The 25,840-nt window shown below is 62.4% G+C and carries 25 protein-coding genes; 11 read left to right on the plus strand and 14 right to left on the minus strand.

Annotation, left to right across the window (positions count from 1 at the left end):
- Window positions 1-53: 53 nt before the first annotated feature.
- The gene (gene repB, locus IQ782_RS23515; RefSeq protein WP_194137107.1) at window positions 54-1,064 is read right to left on the minus strand and encodes a plasmid partitioning protein RepB; all 1,011 of its coding nucleotides are present in this window, start codon (window positions 1,062-1,064) and stop codon (window positions 54-56) included.
- Window positions 1,064-2,245: a plasmid partitioning protein RepA gene (gene repA / locus IQ782_RS23520; protein WP_194137108.1), complete on the minus strand. Its 1,182-nt coding sequence runs from the start codon at window positions 2,243-2,245 to the stop codon at window positions 1,064-1,066. Before repA ends, repB begins: the two co-directional genes overlap by 1 nt.
- A 1,279-nt stretch (window positions 2,246-3,524) precedes the next feature.
- Here repA and IQ782_RS23525 point away from each other — a divergent pair.
- Window positions 3,525-3,956 carry a hypothetical protein gene (locus tag IQ782_RS23525; RefSeq protein WP_194137109.1) on the plus strand — a complete coding sequence of 144 codons (432 nt, stop codon included), beginning with the start codon at window positions 3,525-3,527 and terminating at the stop codon, window positions 3,954-3,956.
- Between the two features lie 85 nt (window positions 3,957-4,041).
- Here the strand turns inward: IQ782_RS23525 and IQ782_RS23530 are convergent, their stop codons facing one another.
- Window positions 4,042-4,335, minus strand: a complete 294-nt coding sequence (locus tag IQ782_RS23530; protein WP_194137110.1) for a type II toxin-antitoxin system RelE/ParE family toxin — start codon at window positions 4,333-4,335, stop codon at window positions 4,042-4,044.
- A complete protein-coding gene (locus tag IQ782_RS23535) occupies window positions 4,322-4,615 on the minus strand; it encodes a type II toxin-antitoxin system ParD family antitoxin (protein ID WP_240989521.1) in 294 nt (97 codons plus the stop codon). Before IQ782_RS23535 ends, IQ782_RS23530 begins: the two co-directional genes overlap by 14 nt.
- A gap of 639 nt (window positions 4,616-5,254) precedes the next feature.
- Between IQ782_RS23535 and IQ782_RS23540 the strand changes: the two genes are divergently transcribed.
- The 3 genes from IQ782_RS23540 to IQ782_RS23550 all read left to right on the plus strand — a co-directional run bounded on the left by IQ782_RS23540 (window position 5,255) and on the right by IQ782_RS23550 (window position 7,803).
- Window positions 5,255-5,650 carry a DUF3768 domain-containing protein gene (locus tag IQ782_RS23540; RefSeq protein WP_194137111.1) on the plus strand — a complete coding sequence of 132 codons (396 nt, stop codon included), beginning with the start codon at window positions 5,255-5,257 and terminating at the stop codon, window positions 5,648-5,650.
- 353 nt (window positions 5,651-6,003) lie between these two features.
- Complete coding sequence (locus tag IQ782_RS23545; RefSeq protein ID WP_194137112.1) at window positions 6,004-7,038, plus strand: DUF7146 domain-containing protein; 1,035 nt, start codon at window positions 6,004-6,006, stop codon at window positions 7,036-7,038.
- Window positions 7,039-7,371: 333 nt separating this feature from the next.
- On the plus strand, window positions 7,372-7,803 hold the full coding sequence (locus tag IQ782_RS23550) for a hypothetical protein (protein ID WP_092430633.1): 432 nt from the start codon (window positions 7,372-7,374) through the stop codon (window positions 7,801-7,803).
- Between the two features lie 250 nt (window positions 7,804-8,053).
- On the opposite strand, the gene IQ782_RS23555 is transcribed toward IQ782_RS23550, so the two are convergent.
- Both IQ782_RS23555 and IQ782_RS23560 read right to left on the minus strand, forming a co-directional pair.
- Window positions 8,054-9,241, minus strand: coding sequence for an MFS transporter (locus IQ782_RS23555; RefSeq protein ID WP_194137113.1), 1,188 nt, complete (start codon window positions 9,239-9,241; stop codon window positions 8,054-8,056).
- Entirely contained in the window at window positions 9,234-9,989 is a 756-nt protein-coding gene (locus tag IQ782_RS23560; protein WP_194137114.1) for a DeoR/GlpR family DNA-binding transcription regulator, read from the minus strand. Before IQ782_RS23560 ends, IQ782_RS23555 begins: the two co-directional genes overlap by 8 nt.
- Before the next feature lie 1,134 nt (window positions 9,990-11,123).
- Here IQ782_RS23560 and IQ782_RS23565 point away from each other — a divergent pair.
- The 6 genes from IQ782_RS23565 (at window position 11,124) to IQ782_RS23590 (ending at window position 18,617) form a co-directional block, all read left to right on the plus strand.
- Complete coding sequence (locus tag IQ782_RS23565; RefSeq protein ID WP_194137115.1) at window positions 11,124-12,944, plus strand: ParB/RepB/Spo0J family partition protein; 1,821 nt, start codon at window positions 11,124-11,126, stop codon at window positions 12,942-12,944.
- 493 nt (window positions 12,945-13,437) lie between these two features.
- Window positions 13,438-14,322: an ArdC family protein gene (locus tag IQ782_RS23570; protein WP_194137116.1), complete on the plus strand. Its 885-nt coding sequence runs from the start codon at window positions 13,438-13,440 to the stop codon at window positions 14,320-14,322.
- Between the two features lie 362 nt (window positions 14,323-14,684).
- A complete protein-coding gene (locus IQ782_RS23575) occupies window positions 14,685-15,428 on the plus strand; it encodes an AAA family ATPase (RefSeq protein ID WP_194137117.1) in 744 nt (247 codons plus the stop codon).
- Between the two features lie 2 nt (window positions 15,429-15,430).
- Window positions 15,431-16,477, plus strand: a complete 1,047-nt coding sequence (locus IQ782_RS23580) for a ParB/RepB/Spo0J family partition protein (protein ID WP_194137118.1) — start codon at window positions 15,431-15,433, stop codon at window positions 16,475-16,477.
- A gap of 378 nt (window positions 16,478-16,855) precedes the next feature.
- On the plus strand, window positions 16,856-17,407 hold the full coding sequence (locus tag IQ782_RS23585; protein WP_194137119.1) for a plasmid mobilization protein: 552 nt from the start codon (window positions 16,856-16,858) through the stop codon (window positions 17,405-17,407).
- Window positions 17,400-18,617: a relaxase/mobilization nuclease domain-containing protein gene (locus IQ782_RS23590; RefSeq protein ID WP_194137120.1), complete on the plus strand. Its 1,218-nt coding sequence runs from the start codon at window positions 17,400-17,402 to the stop codon at window positions 18,615-18,617. The genes IQ782_RS23585 and IQ782_RS23590 overlap by 8 nt, the downstream gene beginning before the upstream one ends.
- A gap of 260 nt (window positions 18,618-18,877) precedes the next feature.
- Here the strand turns inward: IQ782_RS23590 and IQ782_RS23595 are convergent, their stop codons facing one another.
- The 3 genes from IQ782_RS23595 to IQ782_RS23605 form a co-directional block, all read right to left on the minus strand.
- Window positions 18,878-19,039 carry a hypothetical protein gene (locus IQ782_RS23595; RefSeq protein WP_194137121.1) on the minus strand — a complete coding sequence of 54 codons (162 nt, stop codon included), beginning with the start codon at window positions 19,037-19,039 and terminating at the stop codon, window positions 18,878-18,880.
- A 44-nt stretch (window positions 19,040-19,083) separates the two neighbouring features.
- The gene (locus IQ782_RS23600; RefSeq protein WP_194137122.1) at window positions 19,084-19,311 is read right to left on the minus strand and encodes a hypothetical protein; all 228 of its coding nucleotides are present in this window, start codon (window positions 19,309-19,311) and stop codon (window positions 19,084-19,086) included.
- Between the two features lie 423 nt (window positions 19,312-19,734).
- The gene (locus tag IQ782_RS23605; protein ID WP_194137123.1) at window positions 19,735-20,139 is read right to left on the minus strand and encodes a hypothetical protein; all 405 of its coding nucleotides are present in this window, start codon (window positions 20,137-20,139) and stop codon (window positions 19,735-19,737) included.
- A gap of 367 nt (window positions 20,140-20,506) precedes the next feature.
- On the opposite strand from IQ782_RS23605, the gene IQ782_RS23610 reads away from it, so the two are divergent.
- Window positions 20,507-20,755 carry a WGR domain-containing protein gene (locus tag IQ782_RS23610; RefSeq protein ID WP_194137124.1) on the plus strand — a complete coding sequence of 83 codons (249 nt, stop codon included), beginning with the start codon at window positions 20,507-20,509 and terminating at the stop codon, window positions 20,753-20,755.
- A gap of 66 nt (window positions 20,756-20,821) precedes the next feature.
- Here the strand turns inward: IQ782_RS23610 and IQ782_RS23615 are convergent, their stop codons facing one another.
- From IQ782_RS23615 to IQ782_RS23635, 5 genes are all read right to left on the minus strand, one after another.
- Window positions 20,822-22,000 carry an MFS transporter gene (locus IQ782_RS23615; RefSeq protein WP_194137125.1) on the minus strand — a complete coding sequence of 393 codons (1,179 nt, stop codon included), beginning with the start codon at window positions 21,998-22,000 and terminating at the stop codon, window positions 20,822-20,824.
- A gap of 629 nt (window positions 22,001-22,629) precedes the next feature.
- Window positions 22,630-22,836 (minus strand): cold-shock protein, encoded by a 207-nt coding sequence (locus IQ782_RS23620; RefSeq protein WP_092430609.1) that lies wholly within the window; start codon window positions 22,834-22,836, stop codon window positions 22,630-22,632.
- Between the two features lie 82 nt (window positions 22,837-22,918).
- The gene (locus IQ782_RS23625; RefSeq protein WP_194137126.1) at window positions 22,919-23,236 is read right to left on the minus strand and encodes an H-NS histone family protein; all 318 of its coding nucleotides are present in this window, start codon (window positions 23,234-23,236) and stop codon (window positions 22,919-22,921) included.
- A 200-nt stretch (window positions 23,237-23,436) separates the two neighbouring features.
- Window positions 23,437-24,456, minus strand: coding sequence for a nucleotidyl transferase AbiEii/AbiGii toxin family protein (locus IQ782_RS23630; protein WP_194137127.1), 1,020 nt, complete (start codon window positions 24,454-24,456; stop codon window positions 23,437-23,439).
- Window positions 24,449-25,090, minus strand: coding sequence for a DUF6088 family protein (locus tag IQ782_RS23635; RefSeq protein WP_476707525.1), 642 nt, complete (start codon window positions 25,088-25,090; stop codon window positions 24,449-24,451). Before IQ782_RS23635 ends, IQ782_RS23630 begins: the two co-directional genes overlap by 8 nt.
- Window positions 25,091-25,840: the final 750 nt, after the last annotated feature.

The following is a 25,840-nucleotide window of genomic DNA, read 5'->3' on the forward strand; positions in this document are numbered from 1 at the left end:
CAAGTCGGAAAGGAATCCCAGAATTCAGGTCAAAGTTGTTCATAATCAATGAGTTAGGCGTTATCATTTTGCCACTCCTGATATATCCTTTCGAGGTTCTCTTCGAGATGCTGCAGGAAAGCCTCTGGCGCGTTGCGATGCGCCTTGACAGTGAGTGAGCGCGGAGTTCGATCGAGCTTGAAATCTCCGTTGCCGATCTTCACATCTGGGGCAGGGGCCGCGTGTTCAGTGCGTCGTGTTTGCCGCAGCAAAACTAGTAGCTTTTTCAGTCGCTCGTGGCTTGGCAACCCCTCGTCAATCATCTTGAGGAGGCGGGCTTGACCGGGAGCGTCATCGCCCGAGAGGGCGTTGCGCAACTCTTCCCACGGCCGTCGGCCAGCGCCATGTGCCGCCCCAATCGCGGCGATGACCTCGCGAGGGACATCGCGGATGACACCGCGCATTTTCGAGGCCTGCGTTTTATCGATGTCGAGTGCCTTTTGAATGGTGGCGAGGCTGTAGCCCGCGTCTGTGACCTGGGCGACGAAGAGAGCCTTCTCGATATAGCTGTTTTCGAGACGCGCCGCGTTCTCAAGACCTTGTGCGATCAGCGCGTCTTCGTCACTGATCTCCACGACCATTGCGCGAACATCAATACCGAGCTGGCGGCAGGCCAAGATACGGCGCCGCCCATAGACCACCTCGAAGCGGTCCCCCGCCACCCGACGCAACAGGACAGGCACCTGCTGACCGTTTTCGCGGATCGAGTCCTTCAGCCCGTCGAGTTCTTCAGCAACATCAAGCCGGTCTTGGAAACGTGAGCTATCGACCCGATCCGGATCAACATCCTGCATGGTACGCAGCATCTGTTCTTGGAATGACTTCCTGAAGATCTCCACGTTGGGATTGCTCCGCTTGCCCGACGTGCTCGCTGGTGCGGGGTTCTCATCCTGGTGAGAAGCCGAGGTGCCTGGCGGGGCAGGGGGCTCCGAAAGAGTCTCGTCTGCGCGCGGCTCCTCCTGCTCTGGTTTGGAGCCGGACATGGCCTCACGAAGAGTGCTCGAGAAGACGTTTTTGCGTACCATCAGGTTCGTCCCCATGCTTTTCGCAAATCTGCCTCGACCTCGTCAGCCATGCCAGAGATCGAGGCCATGACCCGGTCGTAAGTCGATTTGGTGATGTCTCGCGGCTCGACCTCAAACAGCGGCTGTTTGGTGTTCGCGGCATCGCCGATCGCAGTAGACTTGAGGAATTCGTTGTTCATGACCGCATCGCCAAGGACGGTGCGCATGAAAGAGGCCACCTGCAGCTGAGGCTGATCACCGGTCTCATATCTGGTGATCATGAACCTGATGAAATCGTAGGTCTTATCTTGATCCTGCTCCTCGACGACGGCCATGAGCTCGGCCGCCATCGTCATAAAGGTCGATAGCGACATCACGTCCAGCATCGACGCGGTGAGCGGAATGATCATCCCACTCGATGCGAAGAGGGCAGAGATCACCGCGAATGAAAGCTGAGGCGGGGTGTCGAAGAGGACAATGTCATAGTCATCGCGCACCTGGCTGAGCCCCTCCGCCATCCTGCTGTGGAACGGAGAACTGGTGCCGCCATCGCGGAAGGAGAGAGCAGTCTCATACTCGAACTCGATGATGTCCATAGACGCCGGGATGATGTCTATGCCCGGGAAGTAAGTCTTCCGGATCACATCGCGCACTGGCAACGGGTTCTTGTAGCTGATGACGTTATAGGAACTCGGCATGTCCGGCATGGCCTCGGGGGTGAGGCCGAACAGGTTCGTCAGAGAGGCTTGAGCGTCGAGGTCGACCGCAAGCACCCGATACCCCCGGAGGGCAAGGATTTCCGCGAGGTGGACCGTCGAACTTGTCTTGCTGACCCCGCCCTTCAAGTTGAAGACTGTGATCGCCTTCATCTCCTCGCCCGGTTGGCGACGACGATACTCCTTGATGCCGATCCGGCCTTCTTTCCACAGGAACTCGCGGATCTCCTGCATCTCCTCGGCGGTGAAATACCGGCGATTGCCGTTGACCAGCTTGCCGGTGGGCATGTGGTCGGCATAGGTCTTGATGTAGTGCCGGAATGTGTTGGGATTGACGCCGATGAGGTCGCCAACTTCCTTCATTGAGTAGGAACGGAGCGTCTTCTGCGCATCCGGTGGGAAGATTTCGGCCGTGTGGTCTTGCAAGCTCTTGATGAGCTTGGAAGCGTAGTTTTCCAGCCTCTGCGAGCCTCGAATACCGCTCATGCTGCCCTCGACGTTCTTATATCATTGAGACCTGCTTATCACCTTCTCACTGAATTTCCACCATTTTCTGTTGGGGATGGGGGTGCAGCGATAAGTCGACCTGGCAGTAATATGATACTTTTTTATTTTTAATCAGTTGTTTAACCATATTTTCCTGCCCTACAGGCAACGCCGACAGCGTTATCCTCAGGCATGTAAGTGACGTAAACTCGCATCACTCAAGCGCCCCGACAGTCCCTTTTCGATTCTGTGTGAATGGCAGCAAACGGGAAGCGTGCCCGCCTCTTGGTGCTTCTGTGCGCTCGCCCTTCGCCACACGAACATTTGGCCCGCCCGCGTGGCGCAGGATGGCCTACGGCGAGACCATCCTATTCTTGGACTAAGCCATCTTGGGCAGGCGGATCGTCAGCTCTCGGTCGTCCGGGCACATCTCACAATGGTATCGGATCATCGCGTCGGCAGTGCGGAAGCATTTGGGCTGTCCAGCGACCGTGTACACGGGCAGTTCAGTCTTGCCGTCACCGGTAACTCCGATCACATACCACAGAGTCCTCTTTGTCTTGGCCTCCATTCGAGGGTCATACTGTAGTCGCCCCCCCATGTTGAGGAACTTGCGGACAGCGTTCCCAAGTAGAATCTGTGCAACGCGTCTTTTAGGGAGGCCTGAGAATTGAGCCATAATCTGCTCCTTTATTTCCGGTTCTTCTGATCGCGCGCATGGAGGAAAACCATGGCTGGATAGGCTCATCGCCTCGGCTACCGCGAAGGGCACGCGGATGGCTGGTGGTGCGTCGCTCAACGGGATCGCGAGGCATTCAGTTTGCAACGTAGTTCCCGGGCTGCTTTCGTTTTCCGGTTTCGGCGCGAACGGGTAATCTCTAGGAGAAATCATCTTTAAGTTGAACCTCGAGTTGAGGGAATCGGCGAAAAGACGCCAATCCGAGTCACATATAACATGCTGATTTTCTTACGTTTTCACGGCTTTACCACGATTGTTTACCCGCGGTGCGTCCTTCGCCCAGCGGAGCGCGGACTCTGTCGCACACCAGTCGCTTGAGCCGCAGGCGGCTAGGCACCAGATGTGACGCTGTAGGTGCGTAGGGCATCGTGATCCTGGCTTTGTTTGGCGGAATGCCGGGGCCAGGGGGTGGTCAATGCTCAGTCTATCGGCGAGTCGTTCGAGCGAAGCCCGGACCGAACGCAGGTGTCGCCGGAGAGTGCCGCCTCGAAGGTGCAGTGGCGGCGGACGAGGCATTCCACGCCGAAATGATTTGAAGAATTGATCGGCGTGACCGTGCGCCGTGACTACAGAAGGAGCGAAGTCGTGCCGCGTCCAGTCCATTTGGCCCTGTCCTTGGTGCTCTTGGCACCACTTACTGTGCAGGCCGAGACCTGCATCGAGCCGGTGAAGCCTGAAGCGAGCTACCTCCATGACGCCGGATACTCCGGCAATGAAATCCATGCGGAATTCGAGATGTATTTCCGTGAGGTCGAAGAGTTTCTCAACTGCTGGAACCAAGTCACGGCTGACGTGCACGAAGACGCCCGCGCGGCTGCCTACGACTTGCACGACGCTTTGCGAAGATATCCAAGTGGGCGGGATGCCAAGGACGCAGTCGCAGGCTTGGGCGGCTTCATCGCTTCTGACGCGCCGATGATCGACACAGGGCAACTGGTCCTGTCAGTTGAGGGGCAGGGGGCGGACGAATGAACTAAGGGACAGATCGCCGACGCCGGGGCTAACGGGTCCAGCACGCGTCGAGCGTTATGGCGATCAAGTACCGGCGGTACCTTGGTCAAGCCAAATGGCGGGCGGGATCCATGCGGCCATGGAGGATGCGCAGGACTAATATGCCGTCCGACGTCGGTTGGTAGTATATAGCATGGGACACGTTCTCGTAACGGCGCAGCCCGCGGCGTACATGGCTGTAGTCTACACCGAAACTCGGATTGTCCGCCGCCGTCGCGATTTTCGAGGCGAGGCTCTTTGCGTAGCGTTCAGCTTGAGCAGCGCCGAAGTGTTCGGCCCCATAGAGATAGATATCGATAAGGTCCCGCTCCGCCGCCCTTGATAGTTCAGTTGTCGCCACGCAGGAGGCCTTTTTGGCGTGCTTCTTGTCGTGCAGCTTCGAGGACTTCCGCGACGGAGCGGTCACTCACGCCGCTTTCTTCTGCACGATCGAGCAGCGCGCGAAGCTCGTTGATCGCGGCTTCCCTGCGTTCCTGGTCGCGGCGAACGAGATCGCGGAAATACTCGCTGACGTTGCCATAGCGGCCAGTGCTGATCTGGGCCTCTACCCACTCATTCATCTGCTCGGGCATCGAGATGGTTAGTCGAGACATGGCGATCCTTCCTTCATAATAGATCATAATAGTTCGCATCTATGTGGGCTTTTTCAACCCCAATGTTCTGCTTGCTCGGCGGTGTCGGCGAACCGCTGAGTTGCGAGCGCTCGGCGCGACCAAGCCCAAGCGTGGCATGCCCTTTGGAGATCCCGGGGAAGGTTGCGGACCGGATGACCACGGTTTTCAGGTCTATGGTTCTGGTGCTGTGCTTGCGAAGTATCGCCCGGAAGATTTCGAACGACTGATGGACAGGGTGGCGCCCATCGTTCCCGAAGGGATCTGAGTTGAGAGCCGCGCGGGGCGCGCGTCTCGCATGAACTCGAAAGTCAGGGCAGGGGATCGACGGGCTGCGCCCGCTCACCCCGGCCATGGCATGTTTCAGTTCCTTTCCGCCAACAGACCTGCTCCGGAAAGTCAAAAGACAAGCGCCGCGCGCTGCGCGTCGTCTCCGCCGGGGACCGTGTCCTCGGCCTGCGGCCTGCGGGCCGCACCATCCCCGTCTTCGATCCTTTGACTGTCCGGCTCAGGCCCGTGGGCTGGGCTTCGCCCACCCCACTCTGTTCCGCCGAAAACATGGTTTTCGTCAAATCAGAGTGGCGAGGCCGAGCCCATCGGCGGGACGCAGGCACCAAGCCCGAACCGCCTCAGAAAATAGGAGCCGATATGGCTGAAGAGCACAGTGTATCCCATGAGCAAGCTGGCAAAGATCCCGAGGTGATCACCCGGCAGGTTGCAGCGGCAAATGACGCATTCCGCGCCGCGATGATCCGGGGAGGCCATCCGGTCTATCAGGGGCGCGTTCTTTGCACCCGGGGTGTCGCAGAGGAAGGTCTGGAATTCGTGACCCGCGCCCAGATCGCGGTGGCAGCGTTTGCGGAGTTCACCGAGGACAATGACCCACATGGGGATCACACCTTCGGCGTGGTCACTATCGCGGGCAGGGTGGTCTGGTGGAAGATTGATATCTTCGATGCGGACTACGTCCATGGCGCCGAAGATCCCTTGGACGACGCGCAAACGCGCCGCGTGCTGACCCTGCTCTTTCCGAGCGAGTATTGATCATGGGTTCTGAAATGAAGGCGCGTCTCTTGGTCGAGGCCTGGACGCTTCTCAGGAAGGGCGATCGCTTTGGCATCGGACGCCGCTTCCTGATCCAGCACGGGGCCGTCTGAGCCCTTCGCCTCAGCCCCGATAGGGCTGAGGCAGACCTACCTGAATCCTTCAACGCGAACAAGGCGTCGAACGCCGCCGCGATCTTGCATAGCCCCACGCACGTGTCGACGACGGCGTCTGCTTGGCGCTGAGGCAGTGGGGGTCAGCGGATTTCCGCGGCGCCAGATTTTAGTGTCTCCTCAGAGACTTGCATATCAAGGTAACTCGGGGAATACCTACACGCAAAGGTTGATATCGCCATGAATGCTGAAACTCAGGAGCTGCTGCGCGAGCTGGCTCAGAATGCCGAAAGCGTGTGCCGTCACTATCTCTCCGCCGGGCGGCGCGAAGGCGGGTACTGGCTGGTCGGGGACCTGCAGAACACGCCCGGACGCTCGCTCTACGTGCGCCTCACCGGTCCCGATGAAGGCAAGGGAGCACGCGGCCGTTGGACTGACGGCGCGACCGGCGAATACGGTGATCTGCTCGACATCATCAAGGCGCGGACCGGGATCGCCCGGTTTCCCGATCTGTTGGCGGAGGTCAGGGCACACCTCGGGCGCCCGACGCCGGTGGCGCATCCGAGCACACCTCGAACGCGCAGGAGCGCATCCGGCAAATCGACATCCGCAAAGCGTCTCTATGAGGGGTCCCTTCCACTTCCCGGGACTCTCGCAGAAACCTACCTCCAGAGCCGCGGCATCACCCGCGCGGCGTCCGCGTCCGCGCTGCGCTTTCTTCCGCGCTGCTGGCATCGAGATCACGACGCGGCCGCCTCCAAGCCGCGTCCAGCGCTGATTGCGGCGGTGACCGACAGGGCAGGGCGCCTTCGCGGCGTACACCGTACCTGGCTGGCAGAGGATGGATCGGACAAGGCGCCCGTTGAGGTGCAACGCCGGGCCATGGGCGATCTTCTCGGTAACGCCGTGAAGATCACCGCCCCGGGCGAGTGCCTTGCGATCGGCGAAGGCCTCGAGACCATGCTGTCGCTGCGCGAAGCCCTCCCGGGTCTTCCGGTCTGGGCGGCGCTTTCGGCTGCGCACCTCGGCGCCGTCGATCTGCCCGAAGGGATCCGCCAGCTCTATGTCGCGCGAGATCTCGACGATGCCGGGCAGGCCGCGGCAGACAAGCTGAGCGCGCGGGCCAGGGACGCAGGCATCTCGGCTTCAGTGCTCGAGCCCCGCCTCGGGGATTTCAACGATGACCTGAGGGAGGATGGCGCAGCCGCGCTGCGGCAGCGGCTTCTTGGGCAGCTCGAGCGCGCCGATCTGGCGCGCATCGCGCTAAAGAGCTGAGAGGGCGGCCCTGAGCGTTGCCCATCAAGTGGCCGGCATTCCGTCACTGCGTGAAACCGACCGGTGCGCGGAGTTATCCACATTTGCGGTGGGCAACTACGTGGATGGGAGCCTTGATGTTCTTTGCGTGCAAAGGCCCAACCTGCAGTGCTCAATTTCCGGGCATCTCCGTTCGCGGCCTGCGCGATTGCCGCAGCGCCAGGAGATGCTTGCCGGCGAGTACTCGCCACTCAGCCCTGACATTTGAGCGCCGTCTATGGAATCTCTTGCTATGCCGCAGCGCAGCGAACACACTCATTGCCATTCCCTTACCCCGCATTCGAGGAGTTCAGCATGGGAACCCAAGCGGCCTTCGGAAAGGCTCCATACAGCATGTCGGCGCCCTATGACGCAGAAGCTGTCACGTCCGGCTTCGCCGCTTTCTCGGAGTTCGCGAGCATCGCGCTGGAAGCCGCATCTCTGTCGACGGATGTTTTCGCATCGTCGACCAAGAAGGCGTTGAGCAATCTTAGGACTTTGTCCGAAGTCCGGGAACGGTCCGAATATGGTCCAGCGATTGCGGAGTTTTCGCAGGCACAGGCCCAACTCGCTCAGGACATGGCCGCTGCACTTGCCGAGGTCATGAAGGGCTGCGGGACAGCGATGAGGGAGTTGACAGCTGAGGCGACTGACGAGGCCACCGCAGCCGTGTCGGAAGCGGCGAAGGCGCAGTATCCCGAAGCGGCACCCTCAAAGCCAGTCGGTACGGCCTCTGCACCGGTTTGACAGCGGCGGCGCGTGGAGACCGTCATTGGTTCATGAGGCGCGACGAGGCGCTCGGTTTGCCTGACACTTGGCCGATTGGGCATCATAGAGGTTGGCGAGACACGCGCACATTGCGCCGAGCTCGCATTGTTGTCGGCCGGACGTAGGTCGTGCAGCGACTGAGGTCCGGATCCAAGGTCCCTCATTGAGATTTCTGCCGATCCTGTCGAGGAATGTGTGCGAGGACCGAGCAGTGCGTCCGCCAACCTCTTCAGGCCCGGCCACCTTCTTCAGGCAGAGCATCCGGGGAGTTCCGGGTCGTGCTAAGCGCTCCGGCGCAGATCGCGATCAGAAGCGCCGCGCCGCCGACCATGGCGAAGGGTACCCGCAGCGAGGTCGCATGCGCGATGAAACCGATCAGCGGCGGTCCGAAGAGCATGGCGCCATAGCCCAGCGTTGCGACCGAGGCGATGGCCTGCCCGGCGGGCACCACGGGGTCATTGGCGGCGCGGGAAAAAGCCATGGGGATCACCGCGGCATAGCCCATGCCCATCAAGATGAACCCAGCGAGAGCGATCGGCAGCGCGTCGGTGCCGGCGCAGATCGCGTAGCCCGCCGCGGCAAGAAGCCCGCTGCCACGCGCGACCGTGGTTGCGCCGAAGCGGGTGATGAAGCTGCCGATGGTCAGCCGCATGATGACCATCGTGATGGAAAACGCCGCGTAGCCGAATGTCGCCTGGGCTTCGGGCGTGCCCAGCGTGTCGGTCAAGAAGACCGCGCTCCAATCCACCGCCGCGCCTTCGCCCAAGCCCGCCGCCAAAGCCATGACCGCCACCAGGAGCAGCGATCCGCGCGGCACCGCGAAGATCGGCGCGCGGGGCTCGCCCGCCTGCGCCAAACGCATCTGCGATTGCCATGGCAGGCGCAGGAACGGCCCGAAGAGCGCCGCAGAGAGCAGCGCGGCCAGCGCAAAATGCACCCCGGCCGAGGCGCCCGCGAGGGTCGCCAGATAACCACCGGCCGCGCCGAGCCCTGCGCCGAGACTCCACATGGCATGGAAGGACGACATGACCGAGCGCTTCATATGTCGCTCGACCTCGCTGGCCCAGCTGTTCATCGCAACATCCATCGAGCCGTGGCACATTCCGAAGAAAAAGAGCGCAGAGGCGAGCAGGACCAGCGACTGCGACATCCCCAGGAAGATCACCGACCCGAGGTAGGCCAGCGCTATCCAGCGCGTCAGCCGGACCGCACCGAACCGGTCGGAGAGCCGCCCGGCGAGCGGAAACGAGGTCAGAGCCCCGGCTCCCATGACCAGCAGGAGGCTGCCGAGCGTACGCTCGTCGAGCCCAAGTCGATCGACGAAGGCGGGAATGCGCGAGGCCCAGCATCCGAGCAGAACGCCATTCAGGGCAAAAGCGGCGGCTACCGCACGCCAGGGGGTTCTGAGCTCAGGCATGACAGATTTCGATCCCTTGCTCTTTATATGGGGTGACGCTCTCCGGGCCGGCATCGGTGATCAGCATGTCGAGGTCCTGGCAGTTAAGAACGCGGTGGCGGCTGCGCCGCCCCAGTTTATCCGCGCCGGCCAGGGCAATGGACACATGGCTTGCCGCGGCCATGGCGCACTTCACCTCGGCCTCACTCAGATCATCGGCGCCCAGGCCAAAGGCCGGATCGAGACTGCAGGCCCCGAGAAAAGCGATGTCCGCCGCGACGTCGGAAAGCGCCGCGACGGCGCCATGGCCGACGGCAATCGCACCGCTCGGCGACAACCGTCCCCCGACAAGCTGCGTGTCAATGCCCGCCGCAAGGCAGGCCAGCGCCACCGCCGGAGCCGGGGTAACCACAAGGCTGTTCGGCAGGCTTGGCAGGAGTTGAGCCAGCGCGTGAACCGTTGCCCCGCCGTCGAGCAGCAGAACCATGCCATCTTCGATCAGCGGCAGAGCTCTTGATGCAAGGGCCTCGTGGCCTGGCTCGGCCAATGCCATACGTTGCAGCGCGGTACCGGAAGGGCGGCTCACGGGCATTGCCCCGCCGCGCACGCAGCGCGCCAAACCTTCTGCCTCGAGCGTCTTCAGGTCACGACGGACGGTGTCAATCGAAACCGAAAATTCCTGAGAAAGCGCGGAGAGCTCGAGCGTCTGGCCGCGTGTCAGACGCGCGCGGAGTGCGTCTTGCCGCGCGTCGGGAAGGGTGAGGGCCATGTGCCAGCCTGCAGGTTGATTCCACAAGTTGCGATCTTATGCAAAAATATGCTGATTTGTGCAATATGGTGCGGGGCATGTGCTTGCCCCTGTCGGCGAGAGGGGAGTCTCTCACGCTTCGGCGAGTGTGGTGATGGCAGATCGACACGGCGCAGAAGGTGCGGGTTTGGCCCGCGCGTGTGGCTCGACTACCGGGTTTCCTGGGCCTCATTGAGCTTGGCGAGATGGAGGCACATGGTGCTCAGCTCGTTCTCGAGTGACTTCATCTCAGGGCGGGACCGGGACCCGTTGCGCTGTCTGAGCTCCCAGAGACGGTGCCGAATTTGCGCACGGAGCCTCTCCGCGCGATAGGCGGCAAAGCAGGTCACGTTTTCGGAGCCGGGCGTCATGCGTATAGAGCTAGAGAAAGTGTGGCCCGTCGGCAATTCTTTGTCACGCGGATCGGAGGCCTAGGCAACTCCCGGCCGTCCCTGGTCGCGTGCAGTCGCCCGCGACCAGGGACACCCAGGATCGGGCCCTAGGATCGCCCCGGCGTTGCCGGCGCGCTCCCCGAGCCTTGCCCCCTGATCTCCCTGCCGGCCGAGTGCGATGCGTCCGGTCTCTACGAGCCCGGCCGAGTCGCGCCGGCATGGTCGATGCAGCGGGCAAGTCTCGTCCCTTCGGGTGACGGTCTTCCCTCGCGATGCTCGGCCTGTTGCGGGGTCAGATAGTCAGCGGAATGTCGGGCATTTTCATTCGGATGAAAGAGATGGAGAGCCGCGCGAGGCGGGCGTCTCGCATGATCTCGAAAGTCAGGGCGGGGGATCGACGGGCTGCGCCCGCTCACCCCCGCCCTGGCACGATCCAATAGATTGTCCGCCAACAGACCTGCCCCGGAAAGTCAAAAGACAAGCGCCGCGCGCTGCGCGTCGTCTCCGCCGGGGACCGTGTCCTCGGCCTTCGGCCTGCGGGCCGCACCATCCCCGTCTGCGATCCTTTGACTGTCCGGCTCAGGCCCGTGGGCCGGGCTTCGCCCACCCCACTCTGTTCCGCCGAAAACATGGTTTTCGTCAAATCAGAGTGGCGAGGCCGAGCCCATCGGCGGGGGTGGACGAAGTCCCAACCCGCCAGACACAAGACAAGAGGAAAGACAGTATGATCGGCTCCGAAGAAATCCGTATGGTTCCGCTGGCTCACCTGCACCTGTCCGAGCTGAACCCCCGGCAGTCCTGCACCGAGGCCGAAATCGAAGCGTTGGCGATGTCCTTGCGCACCGTCGGGTTGTTGCAGAACCTCGGTGGCCTCGAGGAGGGCCCCGAGAAGATCGGCGTCGTGGCCGGGGGCCGCCGCTTGCGCGCGCTCAAGCTCCTTGCCCAAGACGAAGAGGGGGCGGGCGAGGGCCGCTTGATCCCGATCAAGATCACGAGCGACAAGGCCGAGGCGCGGGCTTGGGCGAATACGGAGAATGCCGCGCGTATGGCGCTCAACCCGGCGGACGAAATCGCCGCCTATGGCGAAATGGCGGATCGCGGCGCGCTCCCGGAAACCATCGCGAAAGCCTTCGCGGTGTCCGTGCGTCACGTCAAAGGTCGGTTGAAGCTCGCAGGTATGGCGCCGGTGATCCTCGACGCGCTGCGCGCAGGTGACATCACCCTCGACGTTGCCGCCGCCTACACCGTTGCGGAGGATGTCGAGGCGCAGACCACTGTCTTCAACCGGATGCAGGGCAGTTGGAACGCGGATGATCCGTCGGCCATTCGGCGGGCGTTGAAACGGGACGCCGAGGACGCCAGCGGGCTTTCCGCATTTGTCGGGCGCGATGCCTACGAGGCGGAGGGCGGCTCGATCACTGAAGACCTGTTCGGCGAGGACGTGTATTTCAACGATGTGGCCCTGTTGAACCGCCTCGCCGAGGAAAAGATGCAGCATCTGGCGGCGGAGATGAAAGCCGAGGGCTGGAAGTGGGTGGAGACGTCGCTTGAAGGCCTCGACTACACTCGCATCTACAAGCTGCAAACCCTCACCGCCGAGCGCGTGTCGTTCACCGAAGACGAAGCCGCCCGTTACAGCGAGCTGGCCGCGCTCATCGAGGCCAATACTTGTACCGAAGAGGAGCGGGGTGAGTACGCTGTGCTTGGCGAAAGAAACCGCGCGCGCATCTGGACGCCGGAGCAGCGCAGCGTTTCCGGCGTCATGCTCGCGATGGACTATCAGGGCGACCTGGTTTCGCGCTTTGGTCTGGTGAGCGCTGCGGATGAAGCGGAAGCGGTCGCGAAGGGCATATGCAGCGCCCGAAGCTCTGGTGCCACTGGCGACGCCGGCAAGGCGAAAGGCCCCTATTCGGGCGCGCTTGAAACCGACCTCGCAGCGATCCGCACGGGCGCGATCCAGACCGCGATCCTGCGCAAACCGGAACTGGCGCTGGACCTTTTGACCTTTGCGCTCACACATCCGATGTATGGGGGTGTCTTCCCGGTCGGTATTCGCACCGATACCGCAAGAAACCTGCCAGACGTCGGCGCTGACGCTGTGTCCCTCTCCGAGCGGCTGATCGCGGAACACGCTGGCTATATGGGCCAAGAGGACGCGGCGGACGCCTTCGTCGCCTTTCGGGAGAAAGCGAAGAAGGAGCGGAACGCCATGCTGACCGAGGCCATCGCGCGCGCCTTTGGGGCCGGACTGGCTCTCGATAAAGCCAACCCCATCGTAGAGGCCATTGCAGAGATCGCCGAGGCCAGGGCCCGCGAGGTCTGGACGCCCGACCGAACGTTCTTCGCCCGCCTGACCGCATCTCAACTGATGAAGATTGAGCGTGACGTTTTGGGCGAGGAGGCCCTAAAGGACCGACCGGCGAAGGAAGCCAAGCGGGCGCTGGTGGATCGGCTGGATGCGATTTTCAACGGACTTGATGCCGCCCCGGAGTTGACCGCCGAACAGAAATCCCGCGTGGAGGCGTGGACGCCCGAGGGCATGTGAAGCTGTCGCCTCGGTCTTCGGGCCGGGGCACCCCTCTGGCGATTGGTGTATCTTGACCTGCATTGGGGGCTTGGCGTCCACCGCAAGTCTTTCTGGCAATGCAGCGTTGCAGATGAGAGCCGCGCGAGGCGCGCGTCTCGCGTGATCTCGAAAGTCAGGGCGGGGGATCGACGGGCTGCGCCCGCTCACCCCCGCCCTGGCATCATCCAATAGCTTGTCCGCCAACAGACCTGCCCCGGAAAGTCAAAAGACAAGCGCCGCGCGCTGCGCGTCGTCTCCGCCGGGGACCGTGTCCTCGGCCTTCGGCCTGCGGGCCGCACCATCCCCGTCTGCGATCCTTTGACTGTCCGGCTCAGGCCCGTGGGTAGGGCTTCGCCCACCCCACTCTGTTCCGCCGAAAACATGGTTTTCGCCAAATCAGAGTGGCGAGGCCGAGCCCACCGGCGGGACGCAGGCACCAAGCGCGACCGCCTCACCAGACAGGAGGCCACAAATGGCAAAGTCCGATTTCGACATCTACCAGCACGTCACCGATCAGATCATCGAAGCGATGGAGGCAGGCACCGCGCCGTGGCGGCAACCGTGGTCCGGCGGTGGTCAGACCGGTCAGTTCCCCCTGCGATCCAGCGGCGAGCCCTACCGCGGCATCAACGTGCTGATGCTTTGGCTGGCTGCGCAGTCGAACGGATTTACCTCGGCGCATTGGTTCACGTTCCGGCAGACCAAGGACCTGGGCGCGCATGTGCGCAAGGGCTCGAAATCTTCCACGGTGGTCAAATACGGCACGATCGCGCGGGAGAACGATGCGGGCGATGAGGTGACCATTCCCTATGCTCGGGCCTACCGGGTTTTCAATGCTGACCAAATCGAGGGTCTGCCCGACCACTATTATGGCGTGCCCGAGGTGCAGGAGGATCTTGGCACGCAAGCCCTGCCGGAGGTCGATGCGTTCTTTGCCGCGATCGGCGCAAAGATCACCTATGGCGGCGACCGGGCCTGCTACATTCCCTCGGAAGATCGTATCCAGATGCCGCCGGTCTCGGCATTCATTTCTCCCGAGGCGCACGCGGCAACCCTCTGCCATGAAGGAATCCACTGGTCAGGTCATCGCTCGCGGCTCGACCGTTTCAAGCCCGGATCGACCAAGGCCGACTATGCGCGCGAGGAACTTGTGGCCGAGATCGGCAGCTGCTTCCTCGGGGCGAAAATTGGCATCGAGCCGACCATCGAGGAGGCGGCGTCCTACCTCGAGAGCTGGATTGCTTCGCTGAAAGAGGACAAGCGCGCGATCTTCAGGGCAGCAAGCGCTGCGCAAAAGGCGGCGGATTTTCTGATCGCGGCGGCGGAGGCCGGAAGGAGCCAAGCTGTCGCAGCGTAAGCGAAATCAAGCCGATAGAGAGAGGGGCCCGTGTGAGCGGGCCCCTTTGCGTTTGTGCTCTCCTTAAGCGTGTGCATTGAGTGGGGCCGTCACGCGACCGGGTCTCAAATTTTGCCGCGCCGAGACGTTCGTCTCGCCGCGGCCCCCAGGCCCCCGGTCAGCCGCCCGGCATGTCGGGCGCCGCGCTTATGACAGGCCGGAGGGAGGGCGGTTTTCCAATCGTTCCTTCGCAGACCTGCCGCATGCCGATCCTCGCCGGACGTCTGATCTTGGGCGCACCTGCCCGGAGCGCTGCGCCAGATTTGCCCGCGACGCACCCCTGCGCTGCGGCTCAATTTGGAACGACAGGAAAGGAGCAGGCGGTGCAGACGATCGTCATCGCAAACAACAAGGGCGGCGTGGGCAAGACAACCACTGCGTCGCAACTCGCCTATTATCTCATACGTGACGGTTATTCGGTGATCGCGGTCGATCTCGATGGGCAGCGAAATCTCACCAGCGCGCTGCAGGGCGCGCGGATTGTCGGCAATGCGCTGGAGATGGTCGAGAGCCGCAAGACCCCGGAGTTCACCGTGGCACCGGGCGAGCTGGTGGTGATCGAGGGAGACCGCGATGTGCCGGTCAACTCGGACGATGAAGGGCTGCGCTCAGCGGTCGAGGTCCTGGGCGGATTGGGCGGTGCGGACTTCTGCATCATCGACACGCCGCCCGCCTTCACCGGGCTGGTTTATGGCGCCCTCATCTCGGCGGACTTCATGCTGGCACCGATCGAGCTCAAGCGGTTTTCGCTCGATGGCGTCGAGGCAGTGCTGCGCGCCTATGTGCAGGTGCAGCAGATCAACAAGGAAATCGGATTTCTCGGTCTTCTGCCGTCACGGTTCGACGCGGTGAAGAAGACCGAGCGCGAGACCCTGCACCAGGTGATCGAGGCCTACGCAAACCTGATCATCCCACACGCGATCCGCAATCGCACCGGTTACGAGGAAGCCGAGGCGCAGGGCATCCCGGTGTTCGAGGTGCCGACGCGGAGCGGCAAGGAAGCTGCGGCCGAGTTCGGCGCATATTTTGAGTGGTTCATGCAGGCGATCAAGAAGAAGGAAGACTGACCATGGCTCCCAAGAAATTCAACAGCACGACCGAGACTCTGGACCGTCTTGCCGCAAGCGGACAACTGAGCGCCTTGATGCGCAAGAACGCGCCTTTGCCTCCGGCGCAGCGGGCAATGTCGCTCGAGGACATCGTGCCCGATCCAGAACAGCCGCGGCGCCATTTCGATGAGGAGAAGCTCGCCTCCCTGTCTGCGAGCATCAAGGCGCAGGGCGTTCTGCAGGCGATCACGGTGCAGCCGTCGGATGAGGACGGCAAGCATCGGATCATCATGGGCGAGCGCCGGTTCCAGGCCGCGCAGCGCGCCGGGCTCAAAACCATCCCGGTGGTCATCCGCGAGATGACCGCAGAATTACGGATGGCGCAGCTGACGGAGAATGTGCAGCGGGCGGACCTGACGACGCTGGAGGTCGCCGAGGCGGTGGCCGCCATGCGCGCGGCAGGGCAGTCGCGCAGCGCGATTGCGCAGTCTCTGGGATGGAACGAAGGGGAAGTCTCGCGGTTCGCGGCGCTCGCGACTATGCCGGCGGCGCTCAAGGAGGCCGCGGCAGGCAACGCGCCCATCCGCGCCCTGTCTGATCTGCACGCGCTCTGGAAGAAGGACGAGGAGGCCGTATCGGCGTTTCTTGCGGAAACATCGGCTGGGGACATTTCCCGGGTGAGCGTCGAGCGGCTGCGGGCAGAGATCGATACCAAGGAGATACGCGTAGAAGATCAGCCAACGGCCCAATCGCTCGCAGGCCAAAGGGCAGAGGGGCACGAGGGAGTTACCCCTATGCCGGGCGATCTCTCAGGTGTTGAGGCGCTGGCCGCAGAATCTGGCCCTTCTCTTTCCGGGACTGTCCGGCCAGCCCCAAATGCGATGCCGCCGCAGAAAGTGGTGCAAGGTGCCGCCACGCTGCGCATCGAGCACGACGGACGCATGGGCACGATGCACATCGAGCGCGCGACGTCGTCCAATGCATCTGTCATTGTCAGGCTCGACGGTGGGCATGAAGAAGAGCTGCCGCTGTCGGACATCAAGCTGGTGGAGGTCCGCCGAAACTAAGCCGACAAGCTATGTCGATTAGCAAGGCAGGGTCCGAAACGCTCCGCCGTTGATCGTCAAAGGTCACTGCCGAGGCGTCGGAAGGAGCGACAGCCAGCGCTGACGTGCCCCCGCTGAAACGCGCCGCCTTGTGCGGCGCGTTTTCTATTTCGGCCTCATCTAGACTCCGGTTCGGGGATCCGGGAACTGCTCTGACGGTGAGGGCGCGCCGGAAAAGGTCCTCGAAACCCGGCCTTCGGCCGCGTTCTCGGGCAGGTTCAGTGGGCGCTCGGGCGTGGGATCCGCGCGCAAGAAATGTGGTCCCGGACCACATTTTGGGATTGGGTAGGGACTAATGCAGGATAGCGCTTGCGCTGGCATTGTGACACAAATGATCTGATGACCCAGAAGACAGCCCTCGTCAAAACCCGCGTCACGCCCGACATCCGCGCCAGGCTCGAAGCCGTCGCGGAGGAGGCCGGTTTGACTGTGTCCAGTTTGCTGCGCGTGCTCGTGGAGAATGTCGCGGACGGGGAGGCGTCCCCGACGGCGGAGCGCCTTCCGTCGCGCTCCCGGCGAGAGGGCAAGGTGACGGTACGCCTCGACAAGGACGTTCGGGATGCCCTGGACGAAGAAGCGCGCGAGCGCCGCGTCTCGGTTGCAACCTGGGCGGCGTCGATGATCCGGGCGCGCTACCGGGGCGGCCCGCAGCCGCTGCCAAATGACCGTCCGGCGTTCCAGCGTGCCTTTCGTCAGCTCAGCGGGGTGGCGGTGAACGTCAACCAGATCGCCCATGCGCTGAACCGGGGCGTGCTGACCGGGGCAGGGGCGGCGCTCACGGCCGAAGAGGTTCGGGCTTTGACTGCGGAAGTGGCGAGCCTGCGCAAAGAGCTGAGGGCGGTCGCGGCGGGGCGGTACCAGGTCCAGGTACTGGGAGATAGAGATGAGTGAGTTCAAACCCGAGCTCGGGTTCGAGGACTGCTGGAGCCAGCCCCGGAGCGCGCGGACACTGAAGAGTCCGGGTGGTGCCCAGGTCGGGAAGGCATCGGGCAGGACAGCGCTCGGTGATAAGAGCGGGGCTGAGGTCGCGCGCGGGCGGCGGGGAGAGGCCGATAAGGCGCAGGCGATTTCCGGGTCGGACAAGGCTCGGCTGGCCCGCGTTGTGAAGGGCGCTCCCGAGGTGATGGTGAAAGTCTCGAAGCCGGCCAGGGTCGACAAGCATGGCAACCCGATCAAGGTCTCGCGCGGGACCGAGGCGCTGCGGGTGTCCGAGCACCTCGCCTACATCAGCCGGAACGGCAAGATCGAGATCGAGAATGATCGGGGCGAGACCTTCAACGGCTCTCGAGAAGTGGCGTCGGTGTTTCGCGAATGGCTCGAGAAGCACGATGACGCGCGGGCCGTCGGGTACGCGTCGGACCGCACCCGGATCACTACCAGCATCATGTTCTCCATGCCGGGTAGCGTCAATGCAGAGGCCGTGAAGGACGCGGTGCGGGTGCTGGCAGAGCAGGAATTCCAGGGTCGGCATGACTATGTCATGGCGCTGCACACCGACACTCATCATCCGCATGTCCATCTGACCCTGCGCACCGTCGGCGACGATGGGGTGAAGCTGCGGTTTGGCAAGCCGGACCTGCAGCACTTGCGCGATACCTTTGCCGAGAAGCTGCGGCAGCGCGGGATCGAGGCGGAGTCGACACCGCGCCACGCGCGCGGCGCGACGCGCCGGGGCGAGGCAACCCCGGTTTACAAAATTCGCCAGCGTGGTGGGAAACCTCTCGTCGATGCGCGCAAGACCCGCGAGCTGAAGCGCGATCTCGAGGACAATGGTGGACGCCTGCCGCAAAAGCCTTGGGATGACGCGCTGGTGGCCCGGCGGAGCCGGGTGATGACGACCTACGGGAATGCGGTGCGCATCCTCTCGCAGTCGCAGGATCCCGAAGATCGGCAGTTGGCCGAGGCGACACGCAAATTCTCTGCAAGGCTCACCGATGTCACGACGCAACGCGGGCAAATGGCGTTGACCCTCGACATCGAGAGCAGGGGAAGGGGCGCCGGTAGGCGCAAGGGCGCAGAGGCTTATCGATCGCAAGAGCGAGATCAGGAGCGCGGTGTTGAGGCCAGGGGCAAGCGCAAAGATCGTGGTCCCGAGCGATAGGGGGCGTTCCGCCGAGGTGGGCCACGCTAGACGATAGGGGCGGCGACCGTCGAAGCGCCCCGGTGGCGGGTCGAGCGCGACCCGGTCGCAAGAGGAATGGGGCCCCTCCCGGGCATTGGGTGTAAAGATCGCCTTAGAATATGCCCCGGGTCGCGCTCCGCGTTATGTTGCGTGGGTTTTTCGGACTTGTCGATGCCCACGACTGAGCTTTGCGACGAGCTGGGCGGCACCTGTGAAGTTGCTCGCCTTGAGGTGGCTGTTCAAGGAAGACTTGGCTCGAAGCCTTGTGTCTTGGGATTCTGATAGGGCAGGTGCTTTGGGGCGGCGATGTCGTGGCTTTCCCGATGCCCAAACTGACGCATCAGCGCGGAGCCGCCGCCAAAGCTCCATGGGTCGAGCGGCAATGTCTCGAGGATCTCCATCGGTACCTAGAAGAGTTCACCTCAACGGCTCGCCGACGGCGTGTTTACGCGGCGAGTGCTATAGGGAACGGCAACTTGGTCGCGAGGTGCATCTCCTCGACGAAAGCGTGCTGCGCCTCCGCTTCCACCTCCGTGAAAAATGAGAAGGTAGGACCATACGCTTTTTTCATTGCGTCAACGCTGGAGATACACTGGGCGAGTTCCCATGCAGAAGCGCCCGCGCCGTAAGGCGCGTTGACGGTTGCTAGGATTTTCGACGCTACAGTCGACATCTCGCAATTCTCCTGCTCTCGTTACCAAAAATAGGGCTGGATCAACCATCACGCAATATCGCCCTTGGACGCAGAGCGCGGTTGGCCGTTACTGCTCGGGGAACGGGTGCAAATCCGGCGCCGCGGACGGTGTGATGCCGGTTGCCATTGAGATGAAGGATTGAGGGGGGTGCCAGCCCGGGTTGCACCTCTTCGCGGAGCTCTGGAAGAGGCAGAGATAGAGCTGGAAGCCGATGACTGGGTCACGAGGGTGACGCGGGCTAATTCGGTAGCGCCCGTCGTCGCCTTGTTGCGGCCGCGATAGAGCTCAGCCTCCCGTCAGCACGCTTCCTTCGGAGAGCCGGAGATCGATCACCAGAGGCTGCAATCATATCGTTGGGTTCTCCGAGCATCCTGCCACCTGTGACAGCGGCTTAGCGTGGATCAGGCTGCTCCCTTGTAGGGCTCCCACACGGCACGTTCCCCAGCATAGCGTGGAATGGATATCGGCGAGACCCCAAGATCCATGGCGAACGAAAGAAGACCCGTCAGGGTTCGGATGGTTCTTGGCTTGACGTCTCTGCCATGCACGACCAGGAGTCGGTGCTGCTGCCCTCCATTTTCGGTTACCGCGTAGAACTTCCAGACGGCCTGGTACTGGTTGCTCACGCGCGTAGGCTCCTCCACGCATTCGACCTCAATTTTCCCTCCGGTCTCGAGGGTCGGCTTCAGCTCTGCAATCGGGATCACCGGGGAAAACTCTCTCATACTTTTGCCTTTCACTTCAGGGCCTTTGATGTGCCGAGTGGCGTGGCGGAGGCTTGCATAATTGGGGGTCGCGTTAAACATGTTGTCGACTTAAATGATACAACTCAGCGGTGAACTGCCGATGGACCAGAAATTGTGCATCGCTCGGACTGTCACTTATGGATTGCCTTCGAGCCGAGGCCCCTCGGCGTGCTCAGCGAAGGCGGAACCTGAACGATATTCCTTCTAGCATGCGCAGGTCGGGATTTCGTGAAGCCCCAAGAACAGCAACGTGGTGGCACCGAACCCCGCTTGCGACAGCGCTTTTCGGGATATATCCAACGTCAGACCGGCAAGCTGCTCGTCACGCAGCTATCGTTGCGCGGGGCAGTGTTGAAACACAAAGGACCAAGCAGGGATCTAGGCAGACTTGGTTGCCGATTAGTCCAGCAAGTACCGACCTAGAGCTATGCGCACTTATCTCGAAAAACGTCGCCCTGGGGCCGGGGTCTATTTCTGCCGGATGGAAGTCCTTCCCAACCTCTTTGGCGAGTGGAGCCTTCATCAGGAGTGGGGTCTCGTCGGCTTGAGTTGCCAGACCCGGATGGACTGGTTCGCGGATAGGGAGCAGGCGATCACCGCGCTCACCACCCTCGAGGTGGCAAAGCGTCAGCGCGGCTACTGGGTTGAGCCCCAGCAGCTGGCTATGTTCGCGTGACGCTTTGCCCGATGTCTCGGACACAACTGGCGGGCGGATGTAGGAAACGCGCGCTCGCCGCCCCGCTCAACCCGCCCCACGCCGGACCGTCCTGAGCGCGACCACGCCGGTCGTGACGACCATGCAGGCCGCGACGGCCGCGAGAGCCATATTCAGCGGCAGCAGCGTCAGGAGCGCGCTGGTCACAATGACACCGCCCGCATTTACCGTGTGCAAGAGGGCAAAAAGCTCGGCGCGGCGGTGCGGCGGCGCGAGCGCGTCGATCACCAAGGCGTAATGCGTGCCCAGAGGGGCGAGCATCAGGCCGGCTAGAACTGCCCCCAGGATTGTCGGCACCAAGGCGCCCGAAAGGGCTGTCATTCCGATGCCGAGAGAAAACAGCGACAGCTGCACGACGACAGCGCGGGGCGAAGAAGCCCGATTGCGGATGCTGATACAAACGCCGCCCAGCACCGAGGCCAGGCAGAGTGGCACGGTGAACAGGATGGCCATAGCCGGGTCAAAGCCACAATGCAGGGCGAGCGCGACCGCGCCGATCTCGATGGCGGCGATGGTCGCGCCGCCGGCCGCCGCGCAGGTGAGCCAGAGGAGGATTTCCGGGGTCACCAGGCGGCCGGTCGTATGGGTTTCAGGTGCAGCGGCCATGCTCGCATCGCCTGAAATCACCAGCGCGGGCAGCCCGCCCAGAACCGCCATCGCGGCAACAGCCAGGGCCGGCGAGATGGCCCCGAGACCGGAGGCCAGGACCGGGCCCATCACGAAGGTGACCTCGTTCAGCGTCGCCGCAATCCCCAACGCTGGCGGCATCCGGGACGCCGATGTCAGCGTATTGAGCAGGGCGCGCAGATAGCCGTAGGTTGCGCCATTGACCAGCCCAGCCAGGGCGGAAAGCGCGATGAGGACGGCGAACGGCGCCTCGGCATAGAGGCCGAGGACGATCCCGGCCAGGGCTGCGCTGCGCAAGAGAACCAGCATGCGCAGGAAGACTGCGATGGGTTTGCCCCGGCCCAGCCGGGTGATCGGGATCGCCCCGACGACCTGCGCCAGCGTCATGGCGAGCACCATTGCGGCCCCGAGGCGCGCGTCCCCCAGGATGGACAGGGCCACGAGAGAGAATGCGACGGGCGCAGTAGCTTGCGGCACCGTCAATGCAGCGGAGGCCGTGAACCAGCGCAACATCGGTGCTGAGTGCAAAGCCTGTGGCGGTTGTGCCGAGACATCTGTGGTGAGGTTGGTGTCGGTCATTGTGATCTTGGCCCGGCAATAGGGCCGAAAAGCCCCTTCGAAGGATCATCGGTGCCGGGTGCGAAGGTGGCAGCGGCTTGTACAACTGGGGCCGACACTCGCCTCCCGCCGCGCCGCTGGCACATGGGATCGCTAGCCGACAGATTGGCCGCGATATGAAGAGATTTCAGATTTGGTTTGAGAGGCACTTCCAGCCCTCCTGCAAGGGCCGGGCCGTTCCCGGGTATTCATTCCCATGACGGGTGAGGACGTTACCTCATGCCAGGCACCCTATCGGTCGCCGGATATCTGTCAACCGGCGGCGTCCCCGTGCCCCAAGCGCGCGAGAGTGCCGGGCGGTGGAAGGACGGAGGGTCTTTCGTCCTGGGCGCAGGCATCGGGCAGCCATGCTTGGGCGAATGCCCGAGGGTGAGCGCGGCGCGGTCGCAAGAGGTTCTCGGGCAACGGGTGCAAGGATCGCCCAGAGATCATGTGCCGAGCGCGCTCTTGGCCATGGTGCGCGGGGTTCGGGGATGTGTCGATGCCGACGATGGGATGTCATGCCAACACCTTCCGAGAGGCGTCGAGTAGCCTGCGCAGGCCAGTCCGGATTCTGGATCTCAGACCTGTGCAGTCAGGGATCGGCAGCTTTAAGCGAGGGCGAGGTCCGCCGCCATTTGACGGCCGTCGCGGCCTTCTCGCAGGTCATAGGAGACCTTCTGGTTGTCATTGAGGCCGGTCAGCCCGGAACGCTCGACCGCGCTGATGTGGACGAAGACATCCTTGCCTCCGTCATCGGGCGCGATGAACCCATAACCTTTTTCAGAATTGAACCATTTGACAGTACCGGTGGGCATTGCAGTCTCTCCCGAGGGTGGAAATAGGGGTGCGATGTTGGTTAGCGGTGTGGCGCAGATACGGGCTCGCCTAACTGCGCTATCAGATCGCGAAATCTTCCAAGCTTTTCCCGCCTGCGATTGCTTCGGCAAGCCAAGCAGGTTTACGCCCGCGGCCGCTCCAGGTAATTTCTGCGTTCTCGGGGTGGCGGTACTTTGGCGTAGACGCCGGGCGCTTTCGGCTGACGCTGAGTTCGGCAAGGTCTGGCAGGGAATAGCCGAGGTCCTTGGCAAGCGCGTCTACCTTTTCGAAAGCCGCCGCCTTTTGGCGTTCTTCGAAATTGCCGATGGCCTTGGCGACGTCTTTTTCGAGCTGCTTCAGCTCACCGAGTGAAAGGGCATCGAGGTCAAGGTTGGACATTCAGGGCTCCAGTGGTTTTCCAAATGTCTATGGCAGCATGATCCGCCTGGCAATTCGTTCTGAACGGGTTGGGATTGAGAAAAATTCAGATTTCGAAGTTTCAGTATTTTTGGCCCAACATTTGGGGGTGGGGTCTGGCAGAAGGCAGACCTGTGAAGTTCGCGCAAACGACACGAGCGCGCCGTTTTGAGAGCTATTCCCTACTCGTGAACGCTTCGTCTGGAGGCGACCTCCAGCGCCGAGCATGCTTTCATCAAGTCATCGAATGGAGTGGCGGCTTCTATGAGAAGGCCGTCATCGACCATTCGGGAATAGTCCTCTGCAAGTGCGGCGCGCGCCTCTCCTTCGGGGACGATATTGAGCTTTCCGGCGACCGCGGCATGGTAGTCGATAAATTGGCCGCCTTGGTCCTTTTCTCGAAAAAACATCGCCTTGTGTGAGGCAACCGCATTCGCGAGGCGCCGATCTCGGATGGCAGTATCGGCGTATCCGGCTTCCGCAAGGCGGACAAGATCGTACCAGTGTCGCGCGAAGCGCTCGCCGCGCAATCTGCCTTGCTTGCAATAGACGTGCGCAGCGGTCGCCTTTTCCCAAAATGTGCGTTCGGCGGTCATGACCCGCGGGTTTGCCGCCGGAAAGAGTACTTCTGCGACATAGGGTGCGGCGTCACACGCGACCGGCATGAATTGGTTTGGCTCGCCTGTTGCGCGTGCTCCGAATTCCAGTTTCACTTCCGGGCGGACATAGTCCGAGGTGGGAGTTCGGGCGGCATAGCGGATAAAGATCTCATCGTTCTCGACCCGGATGCCGCCGCTGGGCTCGACCCTCGCAAGGGCTTCTGCAAGGAACGGTGCGGCGGCATCGCCCACCCATCTGACCAGGCGCTTGCGTGCTTCCTTGCTCCACCTGCTTTCTTGACTGCGTGAAGACGGCAGGGTGTCTGGCGCATCGGCTACAAGGTCGGGAGCGAGTTCACGTATATCGTAGGTAAGATCGACATCCTCCGAAAATCGTTTGATGACCTGATAGGCCTTGGACAGAGATGTGCCGCCCTTGAAGACAAGCGGGGCTCCGATATCGCTTCCGAATAGGGTCTCGAGGCACCAGACGACCCATATGTCCTTTTCGAGGAGATGAACGGGTCGACCCGAGGCGCTGGCCGCGATTTCCAGGACCTCCTGCCTATCCGCCGCGGCCAGGTCGAAATACGTGTCAGTCATGGGCCATGCGGCTCACGGTCTCGGCCAGCCAACCGGGCATGCGACCGGCGACCCGCGCCAGTTCGGCTCGCTCCGCGCTGCTGAGCTTGCTGCGCATACGCGACGAGGCTGCGGGTGCCTTCTCCGGACCGAGCCAGGCAAGGGCTCGGATTACCTGCCCGGATTTTGCGTTGCCGAGGGCCAGTTGCCAATTCGGCGCATGGCGCAGTTCGACGTCTTGTTTCCCAAGCGTAAGATGCCGCGAGCGGCCTGAGGTCAGGTAAACCGGTCGGGTCGGTACCTGTGTCGTGAGGCCCAGGGCATTTGCGGCCATGGCGCCGCTGGTGGCGATGCGCTCGCCGCGCTGCTCAGCCATCGCCGTGACGGTCTTTTCCACGGACGGCGCGCGTTTTCCAAAGCGGCTCTCGATCGGCAAGACATACACACCGCGGCTGGCGCGCAGCAACGCGCCGCGTTTTGCCAAGCGCGACAGTGCCTGATCAACTGCAGCTCGGTTGCCCAGATGCAGCAGCCCCTTGGCTGTCACCGGGGCGCCTTCAGGCAATTTTCTGGCATGTGCCAGAACCATTTCGCTCAACCGTTCCGTTGGCAGGGACATGATGACGATGCTCCTTTTGTCAGAAAAATAGATCAACTTCTGACATTCTGCAAGAAGCCCCCTGTGAATAGTCATGCGGCACCACACGTGGTCCCGTATTTCTGAACGGAGGCTGGCTCAAGTACGGGGGGTCGACCGTCCTTCGAGTTCGGACGCATCTGTGCAGGTCCTGGTGAGGCGACATCTAAACGATGACAACATGACGCTTGAGAGGGTCAGAGTTGGCCGAAGATTGACGCCCCATGAGCGACCTCGAGAGCCCCGGGGCCAGTCGCGTTGGCGCAAAGTGAGGCCGAAGCAATGCTATATAGCCTCGCCTTGCGAAGAGGGCTGCGCAAGGTCGAAGGGAAGCAGCCGAGAGCCTTTGCGGCAAGCTTGTAGTGGCATGGAGGAAGTGCGGGAGCGCGGCGACCCCAAGGGAGGAGGAGAGGGGTCGCCGCTGAAATGCGGGGCTCAGGGAGGAGGAGAGAGCCCGGCAAATTCCGCCAGCACGTCGCCGTGCTGTGATCTCTAGATAAGAATTGCTGCGTCGCAGCGCAAGCTCCCCCTGCGCAAATCTGGCCTGCGCAAGATGCATGGCAGGTTCGACGCACAGTTTGCCGGCACGACCAAAGCTTCGGTCGCCTGTTTGAAGCCTTGAGGTTCAGTCCCGCTCGCGGTCAGAAAGTCAGTCCGGTTCGTGGAGCTGGGTGGCGGGTATGCTGCACGTGCATGCTGCTTGTTATTGAGATGTTCACATTTCGCCCATAGATAGGGCGCAGGGTTCGGATTTGAGCTGAAAAGCTC

The organism is Salipiger mangrovisoli, from assembly GCF_015223355.1.
Lineage (GTDB): Bacteria > Pseudomonadota > Alphaproteobacteria > Rhodobacterales > Rhodobacteraceae > Salipiger > Salipiger mangrovisoli.